Source organism: Evansella vedderi (assembly GCF_030813435.1).
GTDB lineage: Bacteria > Bacillota > Bacilli > Bacillales > Salisediminibacteriaceae > Evansella > Evansella vedderi.
Window position 1 is genome coordinate 182,816 of record NZ_JAUSUG010000003.1, and the last position, 19,958, is coordinate 202,773.

Sequence of the window (19,958 nt, forward strand, 5' to 3'; positions counted from 1 at the left end):
CACAAAAAAAATTACCTGCCTATTTCTAATGCCTTTAATAGCATATTTTTATGTGCATCAAACGTTGTAATATTTGCTTCGTAGGACCTTGTGGCACTCATTAGATCAATCATTTCCTTTAATGGGTCCACATTTGGTAATCGTACATACCCTTCATCATTTGCATCGGGGTGGTCAGGCCGATATACAAGATCAAAAGGAGTTTGATCTTCCATAATTCTTGAAATTTTTACTCCTGGATTATTTGCACCATTATTCCCCATCGCCCTTTGCAAATGAGAGGTGAACGAATTGGAGTTGGGCTCCATTACGACCATTTTCCTTCTATAAGGCTCCCATTCGCCATCTACTAATCTTGCTCTTGTAGTATCAGCGTTCGCCATATTGGACGAGACTACATCCATTCTCAAACGTTGTGCAGTTAAAGCTGAAGCCGAAATATTCATACCGTTAAATATAGTCATCTAATTACCTCCCCTGTCCCAAAACAGTTCTGATACTGTTATATCTTCCGTTTAATCGATCAATCAATGCATTATAATAAATTTGATTCTTAGCTAACTCTGCCATTTCTAAATCTATATCTACGTTGTTTCCATTATGGTTCATTTGCGTATTACTCCGTTTGATGATTTGTGCGGGCATCCCGTTTAGTCCTTGACCTCCAAATTCAACATGTCTATTATCTGTACGTTTCGCTGATAAGCTATTATTTATAGCCTTATGTAATTCATGGTTGAAGATTGTTTTTTTGGCTTTATAATTTGGTGTATCAACATTAGCAATATTTTCAGATATTGTATTTTGTCTCATGGTGGATGCTGATAAAGCTGATTGAATTAATGTATTAGTAGAATTATTTAACAGGTCCATAAAAACACCCCTATTTATTTTCACTACTTTGCTACTTCACAAAAAAATATAGAATCCGATAAAATTCTACAAGGTTTGATGTAAGTCAACCAATAGCGTCATTTTATTCTATAATACAACAAAACCCTTAAGAAGTATGGGGTTGTCCTTAGTTTAATATAAAAGACCTAACATGAATGTGAGAATAAAGTCATATTGTACACCCATAAAGGTTAATAATCGATCGAATATTATTTGTTTAAGTAGTATTTAACTGCTCCTAAGTAAACGCCACAATAATTATAATCGAACAAAGTCATTTATTGTCGTTTTTACGCGAATTATTAAAAACATATAAATCTATCCTACACTTTTCCCATATACAATAAATCGAATGGGTCTTTCTCACTACAAAATGGTAAATTAGGGTTACTTTTGGCTCTATATTCAAAGAAAAAAAACTCCGCATAATGCGGAGTTTTTCTTAACCATTTTTTAATTTATCTAATTCATTCAAGAATTTATTATTTAATACTTTAATGTACGTTCCCTTCATTCCTAAAGAGCGGGACTCAATTACACCAGCACTTTCTAATTTTCGTAAAGCGTTTACGATAACTGATCGAGTAATCCCAACACGATCGGCAATTTTACTAGCTACAAGAAGGCCTTCGTTTCCTTCCAATTCTTCAAAGATGTGCTCAACAGCTTCTAATTCGCTGTAGGATAATGAGCTAATGGCCATTTGTACAACGGCTTTACTTCGTGCTTCCTGTTCAATTTCTTCTGTTTTTTCGTGAAGGATCTCCATTCCAACAACTGTTGCACCGTATTCAGCAAGGAGAAGATCGTCGTCATCAAAGGATTGCTCTAATCTAGCAAGGATCAGCGTTCCTAAACGTTGACCTCCCCCAGAAATAGGGACAACTGTTGTTAGGCCATTGGCAAATAAATCTTTATTTTCAACAGGAAATGCTGTAAATTCACTGTTAATATCAAGGTTTGAAGAAGTTTCTTCAATTTTAAATAATCCAGCAGTATACTCCTCTGGAAATTGACGCTCTTCTAACATTTGCTTCATTCTAGGGTTCTCAATCTCTTGTTTAATGGAATAGCCTAATAGCTTACCTCTACGGCTTACAATAAAGATATTGGCCCCAATAATATCCCGTAGTGTAACAGCCATATCTCTAAAATTAACTGATTGCCCAGCACTTTTTTGTAATAGTTCATTGATTTTTCTAGTTCTTGATAGTAGATCCATTATTTCTCCTCCTAAGGGTTATAAAATGTATTGACTTAAATCGCGATTTTTTACTACGTCCTGTAATTTTTCATCAACATAATCTGGGGTAATAACAATTTCCTCAAGATTAATTTCTGATGCTTCGAAGGATAAATCCTCTAATAGCTTTTCTAAAATGGTGTGAAGTCTTCTAGCTCCAATGTTTTCTGTTTCTTCATTTACTTCAGCTGCGATCAAGGCAATTTTATGAATAGCATCGTCAGAAAATTTTAATTTTATTCCTTCAGTTTCTAAAAGTGCTTGATATTGTTTAACTAATGCATTATCAGGGTCCACTAATATCCGCACAAAATCATCTACAGTTAAACTGGATAATTCGACTCTGATAGGAAAACGACCTTGAAGCTCTGGTATTAAATCCGAAGGTTTAGAAAAATGAAAGGCCCCTGCAGCAACGAATAATACATGATCCGTTTTTACTGGCCCATACTTCGTCATGACCGTTGAACCTTCTACTATAGGTAAAATATCCCTTTGTACACCTTCCCTTGATACATCAGCTGACTGCTGTTGATTTTTCCCTGCTACCTTATCAATTTCATCAATAAAGATAATACCCAGCTGTTCCGCTCTTAAAACAGCATCTTGGGTTACTTCATCCATATCAATGAGCTTCTGAGCTTCGTCAACGGTTAAAAGCTTCCTCGCTTCCTTCACCGTAACTTTTCTCTTTTTCTTTCGCTTTGGCATCATACCACCAAGCATTTCTTGCATATTCATCCCCATTTGTTCCATACCAGATCCCTGGAACATGTCAAGAAAATTGGAGGCTTGCTGCTCATCTACTTCAATAGTGACTAGTTGATCCTCTAATTCTCCCGCTGCTAACCTTTGTGCAGTACGTCTTCTCCGGTCCCTAATAGAGTCTTCTTCCACTGTAGTTTCTTGCCCCTGATCGTCAGCATCGTCATTTCCTTGGAACAGCATCTCGAAAGGATTTCGGTAGTTCTGTTCTTTCTTTTTTGACGGTACTAATAATTGAACTAAACGATGGTTAGCGTTGTCTTCCGCCTGAACCTTCACCTTTGTCATTTTTTCTTCCTTCACTAGGCGAATAGAAGTCTCGACTAAGTCACGAACCATGGATTCCACATCTCTACCAACATAGCCCACTTCCGTAAATTTGGTTGCTTCCACTTTTACAAAGGGAGCACCTACAAGCTTTGCTAACCTTCTTGCAATTTCCGTTTTACCAACGCCCGTGGGACCTATCATTAAAATATTCTTTGGGGTTATTTCCTCACGCAGGGATTCCTCTAATTGATTTCTTCGGTAGCGGTTACGTAAAGCGACAGCAACTGATTTTTTCGCTTTATCTTGACCAACAATATATTGGTTAAGTCTTTCTACAATTTGACGGGGAGTCAATGTTTCACTCACGTACATTCCTCCTTCATACGATTGGTCCAGTAGTTATTCATTTAATCATCAAGCTCTTCCACAACAATTTCACTGTTTGTATACACACAAATATCTGCAGCTGTCTTTAAAGCTGCATGGGCCATTTCTTTTGCTGAAAGATGCTGAGCATGCTCTTTCAATGCTCTTCCTGCGGCTAATGCATAGTGCCCACCAGATCCAATAGCTAAAATCCCATCGTCTGGTTCGATCACTTCACCTGTACCAGCAATTAGATATAGATTCGTTTTATCCATAACGATTAGCATGGCTTCCAGCTTACGGAGAACTCGATCACTTCTCCAATCCTTCGCTAATTCCACTGCTGCTCGCTGAAGATTTCCACTAAACTCCTCCAGTTTCTGTTCAAACTTTTCAAAAAGTGTAAATGCGTCAGCTACAGATCCAGCAAAGCCCGCTACCACTTTCCCACGATAGAGTTTACGTACTTTCCTCGCAGTATGTTTCATCACAACTGCATTCCCAAAGGTTACTTGGCCATCCCCTGCAATAGCACTCTTTCCTTTATGCTTTACAGCAAAAATCGTTGTTCCTCGAATTTGTTCCATAAAGTGCCTGTCACCACCCGAATAGTGTCGAATTGTATTTTGTATAGGCATAAGAATTTATCTTATGTTAATGGAGAATACTTTGAATTGTTACTGCTATATTATATGAAAGTTAATCCTGTTGTTATTATCGTCTTTTTTTCTTCCATTGGCGTTTGAACTTATGTAAAGAAGTTCACATGCAATAATATACCGTATAATCTTTTTTATCCATTCTTTAAGCATTTATACCTATACGTTAGCAAAAATTTAGAGCTACTAAATAGTAACACAATTTAGTAGCTCTTTCAATAATGTTTACATTTTTTTCACAAAATTCTGAATTGTTGTCAATGCTCGGTCAGCATGTTTCTCGTTTCGTTCTTGCTTATTCTTGATTCGCTGTTCAAATGGAGGCAACAAACCAAAATTAGCATTCATCGGTTGAAAATTCTTAGGATTTGCATTTGTAATGTATTGTGCCATAGATCCAATAACCGTTTCAGTTGGAAAAACTAATGGCTCGTCCCCTTTTACTAACCTGGATGCATTAATACCTGCAACTAAGCCAGCTGCGGCGGATTCTACATAGCCTTCCACTCCTGTCATTTGACCAGCAAAGAATAAGTCATTCCTATCCTTGTATTGATATGTTGGAGATAGGAGGTTGGGAGAATTTATGAACGTATTTCTGTGCATTACCCCATAACGAACAATTTCAGCCTTTTCTAATCCTGGAATGAGCTGTAGAACCTCTTTCTGCGGTCCCCATTTTAAATGTGTTTGAAATCCAACAATATTATATAGGGTACCAGAACTGTTATCCTGACGAAGCTGAACAACGGCAAATGGGCGTTTCCCCGTTTTTGGATCTTCTAACCCAACGGGTTTCATTGGACCAAATAACATTGTCTTTCTTCCACGCTTGGCCATGACTTCAATGGGCATACAGCCCTCGAAGAACATTTCCTTCTCAAACTCTTTTAATGGAACTGTCTCGGCTTCTATCAGTGCATTATAAAAGCGGTCAAATTCCTCTTCCGTCATTGGACAATTTAAATAGGCTGCTTCCCCTTTATCGTAACGGGATTTTAAATACACTTTATCCATATCAATAGAGTCAGCTTCAATAATTGGGGCAGCTGCATCATAAAAGTATAAATACTCTTCACCTGTTAAATTCTTTAATTGATTGGATAAGCTTTCAGAGGTTAAGGGACCGGTACAAATTACTGTTGGCCCCTCCGGAATCTCTGTTACTTCATCCCCGATAACCGTAACTAATTCATGATTTTTTACCCTTTCTGTCACAAGGGCGGCGAATTCATGACGGTCTACTGCAAGGGCTCCTCCAGCTGGGACGGAGCAATCATCAGCAGATCGAATAATGACAGAATCAAGGATCCTCATTTCCTCTTTCAAAACACCAACAGCATTTGTCAGTGAATTTGCTCGTAAGGAGTTGCTGCAAACGAGCTCGGCGAATTTATCAGTATGATGCGCTGGGGTTTGTTTTTTCGGGCGCATTTCGTAAAGTTTTACAGGTATGCCTCTTTTTGCAAGCTGCCACGCAGCTTCACTGCCGGCTAAACCTGCACCGATGACATTAACATGTTGAATCAACGGAATTCCTCCTTAATCTAAACAGCTGTTTAATAACAGCTAGTAACTACAAGGCTCTTTTCGCATAGATCTGCATCTGCTCCTGCGATTACTCGTCGCTGGAGTCGCCGCCTTTCGTTTCTCCAAGCTTTTTAAACAAATGTAACAAAGTTTGCGAAAACAGCCAAACTAATGTTCATTGAAGTGAACTATCCGTTGGCAACTATACAATATTAAAATAGAAATTTCAACTTTTTTAATTGCTTTCTTCCTTATAATCACATTTTGAGCATTGTACATGTACGCCTTTTTTCGTTTTCTTCTCCACTAGCATTTCATTACATTTAGGACAGGTTCTTGCAATTGGTTTATCCCAAGAAAGGAATTCACATTCTGGGAAACGATTACAACCAAAAAAGATTCGACGCTTCTTACTCTTTCTTTCAACAATGCTTCCATCCTTACAGTCAGGACAGCTAACACCAATCTCTTTTATGATTGCCTTTGTATTACGGCATTCTGGAAAGTTAGAGCAAGCCATAAACTTACCGTATCTTCCCATTTTATATACCATTTCGTGACCGCACTTTTCACAATCTTCACCTGCTGGCTCGTCACGAATTTCAACTTCTTTCATTTCCTCTTCAGCCTTTTTCAGGCGTTTTTCAAAGTCTTGATAAAATTGATCAATAACTTTTACCCATTGCTCTTCCCCATCCTCAATTGCGTCTAGATCCCCTTCCATTTTAGCAGTGAAATCCACATTTAAAATTTCAGGGAAAAATTCTTCAATGAGTTCAAGGACAATCTCTCCAAGCTCTGTTGGTACAAAACGTTTATCTTCTAAGGCAACATAACCTCGACGTTGAATGGTATCTAGTGTAGGTGCATAAGTAGATGGACGACCTATCCCCAGTTCTTCCATCGTTTTTACCAACCGCGCTTCCGTATAACGAGGCGGTGGCTGTGTAAAGTGTTGATTTGGGTCAATATTTTCTGCTTTCGCAGTTTCCCCCTCGTTTAGTTCCGGTAATAAGCGGTCCTCTTCCTTCTTACCATCGTCATTCCCTTCAATATATACCTTCATAAACCCTTGAAATTTTAATTTAGAACCTGTTGCTCTGAAGGTTACACCATTGTTAACAAGATCAACAGACATAGTATCTAAAATTGCCGGCGCCATTTGACTAGCTACCATACGCTCCCAAATAAGCTTGTATAAACGGAGTTGGTCTCTACTTAAATAGGATTTAACAGATTTGGGATCTAATATAACAGAAGTAGGACGAATAGCCTCATGGGCATCCTGTGCATTATTATTTTGCTTAGATTTGGCTACCGTTTTGTTAACGTATTCCTTTCCATAATTAGTCTCAATATATTCTTCCGCTTCCTTTTTTGCCGTTTCCGACAGCCTTGTAGAGTCTGTACGCATATACGTAATCAAACCGACTGTTCCTTCTTTTCCTAGGTCAATCCCTTCATATAATTGCTGAGCTAACATCATCGTTTTTTTCGCACGGAAGTTCAGCTTTCTTGCTGCTTCTTGCTGCAATGATGATGTAGTAAATGGTGCAACTGGATTCCTCTTTCGCTCACGTTTTTTTACTTGGTCAATCTTAAAGCTGTCACCAGAAAGCTTATTTAATACTTCGTTTACATCACTTTCCGAAGAAAGCTCCCTCTTTTCCCCATCTACAGCAAAAAATTTAGCTTCAAATTCTTCACCATCTTTTTTGAAGCTGGCTGCAATGGACCAGTATTCTACTGGTTCAAACTCTTTGATTTCCTTTTCACGGTCAATAATCATCTTAACTGCAACCGATTGAACACGACCTGCACTTAAGCCTTTTTTCACTTTCTTCCATAAGAGTGGACTAATATTGTACCCTACGAGACGATCTAAAACGCGACGGGCCTGCTGCGCATCAACTAAGTTCATATCGATGGTGCGGGGCTTTTTAAAAGAATCTTTAATGGCTTGTTTTGTTATTTCATTAAAAACAACCCTGCACTCTGATTTCTCATCAATATTTAAACTGTGAGCTAGGTGCCATGCAATAGCTTCCCCTTCACGATCGGGGTCAGCTGCCAGATAAACCCTTTTTGCTTTTTTAGCAGCAGCTTTTAAATCCTTTAAAATCGGACCCTTACCACGTATCGTTATATATTTTGGGGTATAACCCTGCTCCACATCCACTCCCATTTGACTTTTTGGCAAGTCAATAACATGTCCCATGGATGCTTTAACAGCATATTTCTTCCCTAAGTATTTTCCAATCGTTTTCGCTTTAGCGGGCGACTCCACGATCACTAAGTAATCGGACATACCCAAGTTCCTCCCCTTCAGAGGTAATAAGAAAAGCGTAAGCGCCCCCAATTACGCCTTACTGCTACCCACGTCCTGTGGGGAACGGCGCAATGTCGTCATCCTGACTTCCGACGTGATAACCGGACTTAGACTTATCGTAGACGAGGTGAGGGAAGTTGCTCACCGTCGATAGGGCGCTGAAGCTAGACAACTTAAAAAAACAAAAACTTTAACTGTTTTACCTCTAAGTAAATTAAAATCTTCCCTATTATTAAACACTCTTTTGTAATTTGTCAAACATGAACTGTGAAAAAATAGTAAAAAAATGAGTCGGACTAGTAGTAATACCAGTATTTACAAAGGATAAATATTTTTTGAATTTTTAGAACCAACAGCATTATTTTTACTTTTAATATTAGTGTTTTAACGGATTAAGGATAAATATTCCTCTAATATATCATTTGGAGATAAAACCATTTTTGCCCCTTCTTGAATGAGTTGATTGGTGCCCTTTGATTCTACATTAGATATCCTTCCAGGCAAAGCAAAAACATCTCGACCTTGTTGGATTGCAAGATCACTAGTAATTAATGAACCGCTTTTTTCTTTTGCTTCCACTACAAAGGTGGCTTCTGAAAGCCCACTTATGATTCTGTTTCTTTGAGGAAAAAACCATTTTTGCGGGCGTACAAAAGGAGGATATTCACTTATAACAAGTTGATTTTCCTTTAAATAATGAAATAGTGTTTCATTTGATTTTGGATACACAAAATCATGTCCATAACCTAAAACCGCTATCGTTTTTCCCATCTTCTCTATTGCTAATTCATGGGCCATACGATCTATTCCTAAAGCGAGTCCACTTACAATAACAAGCCCAGATTCAATAACAGGTGAAAGTATATCTTTTAATTCATTGTAAACATAGTCACTCGGATGTCTAGTCCCTACAACACTTAAAAAGCGGTTGGAGGCTTTCAATAGACTTTTGTCCCCCTGGTAATATAAAACCCATGGTGGATCATAAATACTTTTCAATAGAGAGGGGTACTCTTTATCAAATACGGTGAAGTATTGAATTCTTTTTTCTTCATAATATGCCTTAAGTTTTTCTATTTTAACTGATTGAAATGAATGAATTATCTGTGATGATTGCTTAGGAGGTATATGAAGCTGGTTTGTTAGGAGATCTTTGGTAAATATGTCAATAGAAGAAAATTGAGGATCTAAGGTGGACAACTTTTTGACTAGTTGATAATCTCCCCTACAACAATAATGTAGCTTTAAAAGGTTATCTATTCGATTTTTCAATAGGGTTTCTCCCTTTCTAGTTTGGAGTTTTGGATAATTGAGAGTTGGACGGAGAAGTTGGATTGGGGATATGCCCTCGAAAACAACGTTTCGAGGGCTTATAAATCATATTACTTTTTATGTGTAACACATTTTTCGTAAATTCCCTGTTCTTTTAAAACGGAAATTAACGTTTCTCCCATTACTGCAGGAGTTTCTGCTACCTTTACACCGCAATTTTGAAGCGTTTTGATCTTTTCTGCAGCCGTACCCTTACCGCCAGAAATAATCGCACCAGCGTGGCCCATACGCTTTCCTGGAGGTGCAGTTTGACCACCAATAAAGCCTACAACAGGTTTTTTCATATTTGCTTTAATCCATTCAGCAGCTTCTTCTTCCGCTGTTCCGCCGATTTCACCAATCATTATAACGGCATACGTATCTTCATCTTCATTAAATAGTTTTAATACATCGATGAAGTTTGTACCATTTACTGGGTCTCCACCAATACCAACGGCAGTAGATTGTCCAATACCTTCTGTTGATAATTGATGTACAGCTTCATAAGTTAATGTACCTGAACGGGAAACAACACCAACATGACCTTTTTTATGAATATACCCAGGCATGATACCAATTTTGCATTCTTCTGGTGTAATAACCCCTGGACAGTTTGGTCCAATTAGACGAGTTTGCTTCCCTTCTAAGTAACGTTTTACCTTAATCATATCTGTTACAGGAATACCTTCTGTAATCGTAATGACAAGCTCAATTCCTGCATCTGCAGCTTCCATAATAGCATCTGCTGCAAATGGTGGTGGAACATAAATAACAGAGGCATTAGCACCAGTTTTTGCAACTGCATCTGTAACAGTATCGAAAACTGGAATTCCTTCAACTTCTGTTCCCCCTTTTCCAGGAGTAACACCACCAACGATGTTTGTTCCGTATTCTACGGCTTGTTTTGTATGGAATAGACCAGTGGCCCCAGTAATACCTTGAACAATGACCTTTGTATCTTTATTGATCAAAATACTCATTTTTTTCCCGCCTTTCCTACGCTTTAAGTGGACGTTTAAAGTCACGTAATCTCTTCAAATTATGCTTTTACTAGAGAAACGATTTTCTCTGCTCCGTCAGCCATTGAATCAGCAGCTGTAATATCTAAACCGGATTCCTCTAATATTTTCTTACCAAGATCCACGTTAGTTCCCTCTAAACGAACGACAAGTGGAATTTCAAGACCTACTTCCTTGGTTGCTGCTACAACACCTTCAGCAATAACGTCACACTTCATAATTCCACCGAAAATATTAACGTAAATACCCTTTACGTTTTCATCGGAAAGAATTATTTTAAATGCTTCCGTTACCTTTTCTTTTGTAGCTCCGCCTCCTACATCAAGGAAATTAGCTGGGTCTCCATTATAATGCTTAATAATATCCATTGTAGCCATAGCAAGACCGGCACCATTAACCATACACCCAATATTTCCATCTAGTGAAATATAGCTGAGATCAAACTTGGATGCCTCAATCTCCTTTGGATCTTCCTCATCTAAGTCACGATATTCTAAAACATCTTTTTGACGATAAAGGGCATTAGAATCAAAGTTAAGCTTCGCATCTAGTGCCATTACCTTTCCATCACCAGTTGTTACTAGTGGGTTGATTTCTGCGATGGAACAATCTTTATCAACAAATACTTGATATAGACCCATCATAAATTTAACAGCTTCTCTAACAAGATCTTTTGGAATGTTAATGTTGAAAGCTAAACGACGTGCCTGATATGGCATTAAGCCTACAACTGGATCAACAACCTCTTTAAAGATCTTTTCAGGGGTCTTTTCAGCAACCTCTTCGATTTCTGTTCCCCCTTCTTCAGATCCCATCATAACGATGCGGTCTGCAGCACGATCCACTACAAGCCCAATGTAATATTCACTTTGAATATCACAGCCTTCTTCAATTAGAAGCCTTTTTACTTCTTTACCTTCTGGACCTGTTTGATGTGTCACAAGCGTTTTCCCGAGAATTTCGTCGGCGTATGTACGTACCTCCTCTAAATTCTTCGCTACTTTAACCCCGCCAGCTTTCCCTCGTCCACCTGCGTGAATTTGAGCCTTGACAACGGTTACAGCCGTACCTAAAGATTTCGCTGCTTCTACTGCTTCGTCAACAGAATAAGCAACTTTACCATTAGGAACAGCAACACCGTAGCTTCTTAGAATTTCTTTACCTTGATACTCATGGATATTCATAGCCATCCTCCTTGCTGAGTAATTTAATGTGATTCTATCACAATAATATTTTTTGTTATGATTGTTAATTATACTCCAATCATAACGTGGATTCGCTAAATACTTCACAAATCCTTTTTTTAAAAAAGGGAATAATTCCCCAAAATATGACAAAAGAAACATGAAAGTAAAGTTTCATATTCATTTTGTCACACAAGATTTATTTTACTATACTTTTCGACAATTTTGTGAATAAATGCTCTAATTTTTTATAAAAAAACTCGGCAGTTGCCGAGCCATTATATTTGTTGGTTTTTAGTTTAATTTTTTTCTAGTGAAGGGGAGTTGTCTTCATTCCATTTCTTTTCTCCTACTTGGTGAGTTGGGTGCATAAATCTTTCATCATATAAGTTTCTCTGTTTCGTTCTTGTATCTAATACAATCTTAGTGTTTTCCTCTTCTGCTAATGGTGCTTCCTCTTCTTCCACCCAATGATCACCAGACATAATTGCCGGATCTATATTGTCGCTCCAATGTTCCAATGGGGTCTCAGGATTTGGTTCGAATTCTCTCTTTTTTTTCATCTTTTCATTTAGTATCCTTGCACTTTTTATCTATAATTTTTTTAGCTGCGTGACTAATGTTCGCCTTGTGCTCCGCTTGGGTAGTAGTATGGTATATTCCAAATTCCTGAGCAATTTCCTCATTGAAAGAATTCATAAATTCATCTGTCCCCTCAACCACTAAGCGATTTCTCTTCGCCATGGCTATCCCTCCTTTATTTATAGGATATCCGGGAAAGGAAAAAGTAAGTTAGGAATTTTTTCCTTCTTGACTTTTATCTAATTGGTAAACAAATGAAAATACTTCAGCAACTACCCCATATAAATCAGCCGGGATTCGATCATTTACTTCCATTTGTGCGAGCAATTCCACCAATGACTTGTCTTCTTGTAAGGGAATATTATTACTTTTTGCACGAGCGATTATTTCTTCCGCTACATATCCTTTGCCTTTAGCTTTAATTACTGGGGCAATGTCTACTTCTGAATTATAGCTTAGGGCAACAGCACGCTTTCCAGTTATGGAATTTTGACCCTTCATATTCTCACATCCACCCCTCTGTAATTAACATGTCTTTCTCCATAAAGTGCAGGAGTTGAACTTGTGTTAGTTTCATTTCCTTTACTTTGGATCCATTTCACAGTGGAAAATTGATAGTTCAGATTTCTCATCTTTCCCCTCAAAATATCGTGCCATTGATTATTAATGGATACTGGTTTAGGATGTTCATTATAAATAGTTAAGGAGACTATACGATTTTGGATCTGAACATCTACAATCGTCTCTAGTAAATGATCTAATTCCATGTAAAATAAAATCCGGCAGTGTTTTTCATCAATTTGACCATTTTTCAACGTTCTTCCTTCCCATTGTACTGTTACATCCCTGTAGTGTTTTGAGAATTTCACGGGAAATTGAACGACTACTTGCTGAACTGGCCCTTCATTTGGTGTGGATAATATTTGGGATGCTGTTATCCGATGTAATAAAAATTCCCTTAAATTAGTTATCGATTTTGGAAGATCCCATGGTTTCATTTCTAGAAGGAGGGATTTTAATGTTTCCATTTTCTTCATCTCATTGTTTGCCAGTGCATGGTTAAGTTGAGATTCATGGTTTAAGCCTAACATGAGGAAGAGGTCCTTAAGCAGCATGGAACCTCTCAGTCCACTGGAATTGACTGCGTCCCAATCACTTTTTTGAAGGAGGAGAGATATTATTTCAAATAACTGGGGATAACGATACTGCAATTCTCCCCTCAATGCCCTTTCTAATTTGGTTAGTGCACCCCCTATTGTTTCATTGGCTTGTAGGGATTGTAAACTGAGAATAGTGTCCTTTGTAATAGGAAAATTTCTCCTTAATAATTGCACCACCGCCTCCTCCATAGTTTCCCTCTGTAAACTTATTCCTTGAAGAATATCCCCTCCTTGGCGCAGGTTTTCCCTAGTAAAAGGAATATTCTCTTTGATGAGCTTATGTAACAATTGTTCATGATGGCTTCCTAAAGGGATTCCAAGTTGCTTTATTATTGCATTTTTTCCTTGTTTTGTTGGAAATACAGGTACTTCCTCAAGTACCCTTAATTTCGGTATACCATTATCCCCATCAAGTACCTGGAACCAATAGGATCTTCCCTTTTCTATTTTGGCCTCTAGCTTAGCAGTTAAAGTTAACCCTCCAAGCCTTAATTGAGCAAGGTCGTTCGGATAGATTTGTGTAATTCTCCCTTGAAATAACTGACCTGACCGTAACTGAATGGACTTTGTATGAATGGGGTCTATTCCATTAATAAGGTTCTGCAATGGTGCGGAATGAAACATAGATTAATCTCCTCCTTCCCCCTAAAAAAGTGACATTGCGTCCTGTACAGGCGAAAAGGATCGACGGTGTTCTTTTGTAATCCCATGTTGTTTTAATGCTTCAAGGTGTTCACCAGTTCCATAACCCATATGCCTTTCAAAACCATACTCCGGATAAACCTTGGCAAGGTCCTCCATATACCGATCCCTTGTTACCTTTGCAATGACGGAGCTCGCAGCAATACTTATACTTTTCGAGTCCCCTTTAATTAAAGACGTTTGGGGAATATTTATTGTTAATTTCATTGCATCCAATAATAAAAAATCAGGAATTTGCTCCAGCTTTCGTATTGCTCGATTCATTGCCACTTTTGTTGCTTCATAAATATTTAATTGATCAATTTCCTCAGCCGTTGCCATTCCCACTCCAATGGCTTGTGCTTCTTCTTGAATTCTATGAAAATATTCCTCCCGTTTTTGCTTGGAGAGCTTCTTGGAATCCGTAAGCCCGGGCAAGAAAAATTCAGGTGACAAAATCACACAACAAGCAACCACTGGTCCAGCCAAAGGTCCTCGGCCAACCTCGTCTACTCCCCCAATCAATTGGAAGCCCTGTTCCCATAAATGCTCTTCATGTTTCCTCATTTTAAAAAATATTTCCTTTTCCTGTTCTGTTCTATTGTATTGTTTCTTCCAGGCTTCATATAATTTCTGAACACCTTTTCTAGAGTCTTCCTTTACTTCTTCTAGAAAAGGATCATCCGCCCTTTGAATACTAGCTAACTTCGATTTTATTTGTTGAATGGTGTTTTCAGCCATACTAATTCCCCCACTGTTAAAACTATTCATCTTTTATTTAATATCGGTATCAATTTACCAAGTTTCCATAGTGATTTATTATGTAATTGAAAAAGGGTGAGCCAAAGGGTTAAATACATACCTTTTGACTCACCACAATTAGATTATGCTTAATTCGGTGCTTCTAACGAAATCCTACCTAGCATTCCTGAACGGAACTCCCGGAATAAAATTTCAGCCACACGATCATAATCAATGAGACCGCCCCCCATCAGGCAGCCCCTCTTCCTTCCAATTTGGTCATAAAGCTGGACCATTTCCTCAGGTATATCTTCAAGACCATATCTTTCCATCAATCGTTCAGGATAATTTTCTTTTAAGAATTTCAATAGAAAAACGGTCGTCTCTTGAAAGTCAAAGATTTCTTCTTTGATGGCACCTGTTAAAGCTAATCGAAACCCTACGGCTTCATCATTAAACTTCGGCCATAGTATTCCAGGTGTATCGAGTAGTTCCATTTCCTGCCCAACCTTTATCCATTGTTGAGCCTTAGTCACACCAGGTTTATCACCGATTTTAGCTATTTTCTTCTTTGCTAATCGATTAATGATAGTGGACTTACCTACATTAGGTATGCCTAAAATAAGGGCTCGTACAGCACGTGGATTCATTCCTTTTCTTTTCATCTTTTCGATAAGGGGCTGCGCTAGATCAAGAACTACCTCTGGAACCTTTCTCACTCCTGTCCCCTTTTGTGCATTAATTTCTAATACTGCAAACCCCTTCTCTTTAAAATAACTCATCCATTGTTCCGTTCGTTTTGGGTCCGCCAAATCCGCTTTATTCAAAAGCATAAGTCTAGGTTTATTTTTTGCTAGTTCATCAATAACTGGATTTCTTGATGATAGTGGAATTCTTGCATCCACTAATTCAATCACAACATCAATTATTTTAAGCTTTTCCTGAGCCTCTCGTTTGGCCTTTGCCATATGCCCAGGAAACCACTGTATGGACATGTTTATATCCCTCCTGCTAGTCTACAATTCGCATTTCTGAGAAGGGCCAGAAAACAAGGTTAGCCTTACCTACTACCTCTTCATATGGTATAACACCTATATGTCTTGAGTCTTTACTATGTTGACGATTATCACCTAATACGAATACATGCCCCTCAGGTACGCGGTCGTAGCCTGTTTCCTCTTTTAAGGTAAAATCACCAGTATAAGGAAGCCTTGTTGCTGTAGCTTTAAATTCATCTAAATAAGGCTCTTCTACAGGCTCACCATTTATATATAATACATCATCTTTATAATATAATGTGTCACCAGGTAAGCCAATTACTCGCTTAATATAATCTTTATTTTGCGGTGCATGAAAAACAATGATATCAAACCGTTCTGGCTCTCCTATTGTATAACCAATTTTATTTACAATCATACGGTCATTATGTTCAAGTGTTGGCATCATTGATTGCCCATCCACTACAATTGGAGCGAAAAAGAAGTATCGTATGACTATTGCTAATATAAGTGCAACAGCAACTGCCTTAATCCATTCCCACGATTCTGATTTAGCCATATTATTTTTTCATCCTCCAAAATAATCTCTATAAAGTGCTAATTTCCTTATGTAATTCAATTCATCTTTTTCCATTTTAACACATTACAGCAGGGAATACTTCCATTTCTGTTTTTTTCAAAGTAAAAAAGACCCTTAAGTAGAGTGTCGTATTTACTTCGCTCGTCGTTCGACCGCTACGAGAAAACCACTCGTAGTGGGCTGTAAAAAGATTGCGACGGCTACGCAAATACTTAGAGGGAGCCTCAAAGGTCAAAACCAAACCTTTAAGACTCCCTCTACATTTATACTTCTTTAATACGTCTTTATTTACGAGCTTTTTCTTTAATACGAGCTGCTTTACCACGAAGTTCACGTAGGTAATATAGCTTCGCACGACGTACTCTACCACGGCGAGTAACTTCGATCTTATCGATACGAGGTGAATGTACAGGGAATGTACGCTCCACACCTACACCGTAAGAAATCTTACGAACAGTGAATGTTTCACTGATTCCAGATCCTTTTAGTTTAATTACAACACCTTCAAATACCTGAATACGCTCACGAGTACCCTCAACAACCTTAACGTGTACACGGAGAGTATCCCCAGGACGGAATTCTGGTAGATCAGTTTTCAATTGATCTTTCGTAATGTCACGAATAATTTGTTCCATTCTGTTCGCCTCCTTTCCCTCCAGACATTCATGTCCAAAAAATGACAGCGGAACATCTTGATGAATGGCTGAAAGCCACAAAAACTATAATACCACAGCTCAATCCTGATCACAACTCTTTATCATGTGATTCCTTTAATTTCTGTAAAAATTGTCTATCTTCCTTTGAAAGTTCAATCTCCTCTAACAACTCAGGTCTTCTTTCATATGTTCTCTTTAATGATTGCTCTCTGCGCCACCTAGCGATTTTTTCATGATGCCCAGATAAAAGTACTTCCGGTACATCATGCCCCAAATAAGAGGCAGGACGAGTATAGTGAGGGTATTCAAGGAGACCCGTGCTATGTGAATCGGTTATAGCAGAGGTTTCATTTCCTAACACACCCGGTAACAGTCTTGTGACACTATCCGCAATGACCATCGCCCCGATTTCCCCCCCTGTTAAAACGTAATCACCAATAGAAATCTCGTCCGTAACAAGGTGCTCCCGTATCCTTTCATCATAGCCCTCATAATGACCACATAAGAGGACGATATGTTCTTCTTTGGATAGCTCTTCTGCTTTTCTTTGACTGTAACGCTCTCCTTGAGGACATAGAAGAATTACTCTGGGAGTAGAGCCTTCTTCCCCTCTCTTAGCTGATTCAACAGCATCAAAAAGGGGCTGTGGGGTTAAAACCATTCCCCCTCCCCCTCCATATGGGTAATCATCTACACGATTGTGTTTATCCTTTGTATAGTCACGAAAGTTAATTACATTGTACTCCACAATCCCTTTTTCTTGAGCCTGCTTTAGAATAGATTGTTGAAAAACTCCGGTGAACATATCAGGAAATAAGGTTAAAATGGAAAATTTCATTCGTCTAGCAATCCTTCCATCGGATGAATTATCACTTTATTTTCAGAGATATTAACTTGTTTAACAACTTCATCAATATAAGGAATTAAAATATCCTTACCAGGGCCTTTCCTTTGGACTACCCAAACATCGTTTGCACCAGGAGATAATATTTCTTTAATTTTACCCAACTCTTCCCCTGACTCGGTATAAACCTGTGCCCCAATGATTTCATGATAATAGAATTCTCCCTCTTGTAATTCATCGTCTAAGGCATCTTGATGTATTTGTAGTAAGGAGCCTTTAAATTTCTCCACATCATTAACATTTTCAAAGCCTTCGAAGGTTAATAAATCAAACTGCTTATGCCTTCGCCACGATGTTACAGTAACAGTAGTCCTCTCACCACGTTCATTTTGGATAGATAATCTATTACCTGTGGCATACCTTTTTTCCGGAAAATCGGTCCGGGAGATAACCCTGACTTCTCCCCTAATCCCGTGGGTATTTACAATTTTCCCGACGTTAAGCCAATCAGTCATCGGCTAATCCTCCTTGACGAATTTCATGGACGATACCGTCTTTAATGACAATTTCTGTTCCCTTCATTATTTCTTCCCAATTATCCCCTTCGGCAATCCTTTCAATCATTTGAATTGTTCCTTCACGAAGCTCCGAACCCAGTTCTAATTCATCAAGTTGACCAAGTTTAAATTCCGTTTGCCGAATACGGTCCTTTCTTTTTTGAACCTCCCGGCTAAAGCTTTCCTTCAGGGATGTTTGATATTTTAAGTTATTTTTATTTTCTTTCAGCTTTTTATGTAAAACAAATTCTAGTTGTTGGATTTCCTTATTCAATTGGTACTGCCTACTCAAGAACTGTTCCTTTAATCTTGTCTTACTCTTCTCTGTAAGGATCTGTTTAACCGTTACCTTCTTAATAATTTCCACTACACTCACCTCCGCATAAAATAAAACAGTTAGTTTATAAAAAAGATTTTATTTAAAGCTCTTTTCGTATAGAGGGTTGTTTTTAAGCATATATTTTTGCTTGGATACCCTACAGGCGGATCAATTACGCCTAAAAGGCAGCCCACGTCCTGCGTCTGCGATTACTCGACGCAAACTACTCGAGGAAGCGTCTCAGGTCCCGCTTGTGCACAACGGCGTAATGTCACCGTCCTGGTTCCACGGGCAACGCTTCAGCCCCCTCGGGAAAACCACCCTTAGTTTGCAAAAACAGACTATTTTTAAAAGTCCCTCTGTTTCACTCCTTTGAGAGTGACAAACGACAACACAGAACTCGTTTTTTAGAGTAGACCTCCATGGAAGTGAAATTTTGCACCATGGAGTATGAATATTTTAGTCAGCATTGGAATGAGCGAAGGTCCGTGAGACTCCTGTGGGAAAATGGCCTAGCCGAGACCCCACAGCGACGTAGTCGCGAGGAGGATTGGCAGGTCACCCACGGAAAGCGAGCGGACCGTAGCGAATGACAACCTGATTTGTATTTTCAGGCTAGCTTAAAGTTTAAAATTCTTCGAACGTTAAAGTGGTTTACCTTAATTTCCTTCTTCCACTTTTCTTCATACGGAAAAAGGGAGAGGACACACCTCACCCTTTACCCGATTTCTAAATTGATACGTTTGTTTTGATTCGTCCCTGCCGCATTCACTACAGATCGAATCGCTTTTGCTATTCGGCCTTGTTTTCCAATTACCTTACCCATGTCGTCCGCATGAACTTCTAACTTCAGTGTGAGTGATCGACCGTTTTCAACTTCAGTAACACGGACATCATCTGGATGATCTACAAGGGCCTTTGCAATTGATTCCACTAGTTCTTTCATGTCACTCACCTTTAAGGATTATTTCCACACGAAGGACATTACTTTGTGTTCTTCGCATTGTGAAGTTTTTCCATTAAACCTGCGCCAGAGAACAAGTTGCGAACAGTGTCAGATGGTTTTGCTCCGTCTAACATCCATTTTAACGCTTTATCTTCATCTACGTTAAACTCCACTGGGTTTTTCAAAGGATTGTATGTTCCAATCTCTTCGATAAAACGACCATCACGTGGAGAACGAGAGTTAGCTACTACTACGCGATAGAAAGGTGCTTTTTTAGCTCCCATTCTTTTTAAACGAATTTTAACTGCCATGTGTTTCACCTCC

Annotated in this window: 23 protein-coding genes; all 23 read right to left on the reverse strand. The window is 38.6% G+C overall.

The window, feature by feature from the left end:
* Positions 1–11: 11 nt before the first annotated feature.
* The 23 genes from flgC to rpsP all read right to left on the reverse strand — a co-directional run bounded on the left by flgC (position 12) and on the right by rpsP (position 19,945).
* Positions 12–464: a flagellar basal body rod protein FlgC gene (flgC, locus tag J2S74_RS05280; protein WP_307322737.1), complete on the reverse strand. Its 453-nt coding sequence runs from the start codon at positions 462–464 to the stop codon at positions 12–14.
* Positions 465–468: 4 nt separating this feature from the next.
* Positions 469–873 carry a flagellar basal body rod protein FlgB gene (gene flgB / locus J2S74_RS05285; RefSeq protein WP_307322740.1) on the reverse strand — a complete coding sequence of 135 codons (405 nt, stop codon included), beginning with the start codon at positions 871–873 and terminating at the stop codon, positions 469–471.
* 463 nt (positions 874–1,336) lie between these two features.
* Complete coding sequence (codY, locus tag J2S74_RS05290; protein ID WP_307322742.1) at positions 1,337–2,116, reverse strand: GTP-sensing pleiotropic transcriptional regulator CodY; 780 nt, start codon at positions 2,114–2,116, stop codon at positions 1,337–1,339.
* Positions 2,117–2,134: 18 nt separating this feature from the next.
* Complete coding sequence (hslU, locus tag J2S74_RS05295) at positions 2,135–3,538, reverse strand: ATP-dependent protease ATPase subunit HslU (RefSeq protein ID WP_307322744.1); 1,404 nt, start codon at positions 3,536–3,538, stop codon at positions 2,135–2,137.
* A 41-nt stretch (positions 3,539–3,579) separates the two neighbouring features.
* A complete protein-coding gene (hslV, locus tag J2S74_RS05300) occupies positions 3,580–4,125 on the reverse strand; it encodes an ATP-dependent protease subunit HslV (protein ID WP_307322747.1) in 546 nt (181 codons plus the stop codon).
* Between the two features lie 297 nt (positions 4,126–4,422).
* The gene (gene trmFO / locus J2S74_RS05305) at positions 4,423–5,727 is read right to left on the reverse strand and encodes an FADH(2)-oxidizing methylenetetrahydrofolate--tRNA-(uracil(54)-C(5))-methyltransferase TrmFO (protein ID WP_307322749.1); all 1,305 of its coding nucleotides are present in this window, start codon (positions 5,725–5,727) and stop codon (positions 4,423–4,425) included.
* Positions 5,728–5,962: 235 nt separating this feature from the next.
* Positions 5,963–8,035: a type I DNA topoisomerase gene (gene topA, locus J2S74_RS05310; protein ID WP_307322752.1), complete on the reverse strand. Its 2,073-nt coding sequence runs from the start codon at positions 8,033–8,035 to the stop codon at positions 5,963–5,965.
* A gap of 405 nt (positions 8,036–8,440) precedes the next feature.
* Positions 8,441–9,328 (reverse strand): DNA-processing protein DprA, encoded by an 888-nt coding sequence (dprA, locus tag J2S74_RS05315; protein WP_307322755.1) that lies wholly within the window; start codon positions 9,326–9,328, stop codon positions 8,441–8,443.
* Between the two features lie 110 nt (positions 9,329–9,438).
* Positions 9,439–10,347, reverse strand: a complete 909-nt coding sequence (gene sucD / locus J2S74_RS05320) for a succinate--CoA ligase subunit alpha (RefSeq protein WP_307322758.1) — start codon at positions 10,345–10,347, stop codon at positions 9,439–9,441.
* 59 nt (positions 10,348–10,406) lie between these two features.
* Positions 10,407–11,570, reverse strand: coding sequence for an ADP-forming succinate--CoA ligase subunit beta (gene sucC / locus J2S74_RS05325; protein WP_307322760.1), 1,164 nt, complete (start codon positions 11,568–11,570; stop codon positions 10,407–10,409).
* 299 nt (positions 11,571–11,869) lie between these two features.
* Positions 11,870–12,133: a DUF3905 domain-containing protein gene (locus J2S74_RS05330; RefSeq protein WP_307322762.1), complete on the reverse strand. Its 264-nt coding sequence runs from the start codon at positions 12,131–12,133 to the stop codon at positions 11,870–11,872.
* 4 nt (positions 12,134–12,137) lie between these two features.
* On the reverse strand, positions 12,138–12,314 hold the full coding sequence (locus J2S74_RS05335; RefSeq protein ID WP_307322765.1) for an alpha/beta-type small acid-soluble spore protein: 177 nt from the start codon (positions 12,312–12,314) through the stop codon (positions 12,138–12,140).
* Between the two features lie 48 nt (positions 12,315–12,362).
* Positions 12,363–12,653: an EscU/YscU/HrcU family type III secretion system export apparatus switch protein gene (locus J2S74_RS05340; RefSeq protein ID WP_307322767.1), complete on the reverse strand. Its 291-nt coding sequence runs from the start codon at positions 12,651–12,653 to the stop codon at positions 12,363–12,365.
* Entirely contained in the window at positions 12,650–13,936 is a 1,287-nt protein-coding gene (locus J2S74_RS05345) for a hypothetical protein (protein ID WP_307322770.1), read from the reverse strand. Before J2S74_RS05345 ends, J2S74_RS05340 begins: the two co-directional genes overlap by 4 nt.
* Before the next feature lie 21 nt (positions 13,937–13,957).
* Entirely contained in the window at positions 13,958–14,734 is a 777-nt protein-coding gene (rnhB, locus tag J2S74_RS05350; RefSeq protein WP_307322772.1) for a ribonuclease HII, read from the reverse strand.
* 149 nt (positions 14,735–14,883) lie between these two features.
* Positions 14,884–15,729, reverse strand: coding sequence for a ribosome biogenesis GTPase YlqF (gene ylqF, locus J2S74_RS05355; protein WP_307322775.1), 846 nt, complete (start codon positions 15,727–15,729; stop codon positions 14,884–14,886).
* A gap of 16 nt (positions 15,730–15,745) precedes the next feature.
* Entirely contained in the window at positions 15,746–16,291 is a 546-nt protein-coding gene (gene lepB, locus J2S74_RS05360; RefSeq protein WP_307322777.1) for a signal peptidase I, read from the reverse strand.
* A gap of 305 nt (positions 16,292–16,596) precedes the next feature.
* The gene (rplS, locus tag J2S74_RS05365) at positions 16,597–16,947 is read right to left on the reverse strand and encodes a 50S ribosomal protein L19 (RefSeq protein ID WP_307322780.1); all 351 of its coding nucleotides are present in this window, start codon (positions 16,945–16,947) and stop codon (positions 16,597–16,599) included.
* 109 nt (positions 16,948–17,056) lie between these two features.
* Positions 17,057–17,806: a tRNA (guanosine(37)-N1)-methyltransferase TrmD gene (gene trmD / locus J2S74_RS05370; protein ID WP_307322783.1), complete on the reverse strand. Its 750-nt coding sequence runs from the start codon at positions 17,804–17,806 to the stop codon at positions 17,057–17,059.
* Entirely contained in the window at positions 17,803–18,327 is a 525-nt protein-coding gene (gene rimM / locus J2S74_RS05375) for a ribosome maturation factor RimM (RefSeq protein WP_307322785.1), read from the reverse strand. The genes trmD and rimM overlap by 4 nt, the downstream gene beginning before the upstream one ends.
* Complete coding sequence (locus tag J2S74_RS05380; protein WP_307322788.1) at positions 18,320–18,736, reverse strand: YlqD family protein; 417 nt, start codon at positions 18,734–18,736, stop codon at positions 18,320–18,322. The genes rimM and J2S74_RS05380 overlap by 8 nt, the downstream gene beginning before the upstream one ends.
* Positions 18,737–19,406: 670 nt before the next feature.
* On the reverse strand, positions 19,407–19,634 hold the full coding sequence (locus J2S74_RS05385) for a KH domain-containing protein (RefSeq protein ID WP_013489117.1): 228 nt from the start codon (positions 19,632–19,634) through the stop codon (positions 19,407–19,409).
* Positions 19,635–19,672: 38 nt separating this feature from the next.
* Positions 19,673–19,945, reverse strand: a complete 273-nt coding sequence (rpsP, locus tag J2S74_RS05390; RefSeq protein WP_307322795.1) for a 30S ribosomal protein S16 — start codon at positions 19,943–19,945, stop codon at positions 19,673–19,675.
* Positions 19,946–19,958 lie beyond the last annotated feature (13 nt).